A 1,534-nucleotide genomic window follows, 5' to 3' on the forward strand; every position below is an offset into this window, starting at 1 on the left:
GCCGGCACCACCCCGCCGGGAAACGGTCGTCATCACCTCGCGTGAGCCGCTCACCTCAATTCCCGAATACGAGGAAGCCCTCACGAGGTCGATCTATGTGCCTGAAACACCGGAATCGAGTGATGCGCTGGCGATGAGCGAGGAACTGGCAGCCGCCACCGAACAGCACCGGGACGGTGAGGGCTCCTTGATCGGGACCGACAAGCTTTCCCCCAACGTGCCTTATCCCGGTGATGGCGACGACAGCGATACTGTGGATGACGAGGACACATCACCGCCACGCGTGCGGACGACGGAACCAGTCAGCGAGGCTACCGACGTCCCCCTGGATTCCCGGGTCATAGTTACGTTCAGTGAACAGATCGCCGGGCCGATCATCGCGGCGAAGAGTGCTCAAGGTACTGACGTACAGGGGACCACCGCGCTCGACACAACCGGAAAGATCGCGACCTTCACTCCCGCGCAGCCGCTCCACCCCGGCACGACGTACACCGTTGAGGTGTCGGAAGCGATCGACGCGTGGGAGAACACGATGGAGCCGTACTCGTGGTCCTTCCGGACGGTCGACCAGGCAGCCGGCCGTTGGACGTTCGACGAGGGGGACGGCCGCACGGCTGCCGACTCGTCGGGCAACGACCACGATGCGAGCCTGAACGAGACGGCGGCGTGGATCGCCGGAAAGAGCGGGAACGCGATCTCCAACGTGCCGTCGCAGGCTCGTGTCGCCGCCTCCCAAGCGGCGGCCAAGCAGGGCAAGGCCGTCGAGGTCGCCGACGAGACGACCGCGACCAGCATCACCTACGCCCAGCCCGACGGGAAGACGTTCAAGACCGAGGTGACGGCCGGTCCGGTGCGGACCAGGCAGGCCGGCAAATGGGTGCCGGTCGACACCGCGTTGGCCGCACAGGGTGGCAAGCTGCGGCCCAAGATTCTGGCCGAGGGCACGGTCGTGGAGTTCTCCGCCGGTGGTACGGATCCGTTCGTGAAGATGACGGCCGATGGCAAGTCGTATGCGCTGCGCTGGCCGACTCCGCTGCCCAAGCCGATCGTCAAGGGCAGCGTGGCCACCTACACCGACGCCGCCGGTGTGGGGGCCGACCTGGTGGTGACGGCGTTGCCTACGGGGTTCCGGCATGAGGTGGTGTTGCGGCAGCGGCCGTCCAAGCCGCTGGAGTTGCGGATCGGCGTCGAAGACGAGGGGCTGACCCTGTCGGAGGGCAAGGGCGGCCAGCTGCTGCTGAGAGGCACCGACAAGAGGCTGGTCGCCGCGGGAACCCGGCCGATGGTGTCGGACGGCGGCGCCAGGGACCTGCCGGCCAGGCGAGGCGGGGCCGGCACGGACGTGGTCACCAAGAACGGCCGTACGGAGCTGGTGGTCACGCCGGACCAGGCCTTCCTGGCCGATGCCGGCACCTCCTATCCGGTGCGTGTGGCGTCGGCGGTCACGCTGCCCCTCGCCGCCGACATGGAAGTCACCACCTTCGACACGGCCGGTTCGCCCGCGGTCACCGACACCCCCTACGTCATGGCCGGC

General features: G+C 67.9%; 1 protein-coding gene. It reads left to right on the forward strand.

Annotated features, from left to right (window positions below; translation table 11 throughout):
- Positions 1-133: 133 nt before the first annotated feature.
- Positions 134-1,534: Ig-like domain-containing domain (locus FLX08_RS39800; RefSeq protein ID WP_244313242.1), on the forward strand; the 1,401-nt coding region annotated here is incomplete at its 3' end.

It is taken from the genome of Microbispora hainanensis, assembly GCF_006874475.1.
In the GTDB taxonomy this organism is placed as follows: Bacteria; Actinomycetota; Actinomycetes; order Streptosporangiales; family Streptosporangiaceae; genus Microbispora; species Microbispora hainanensis.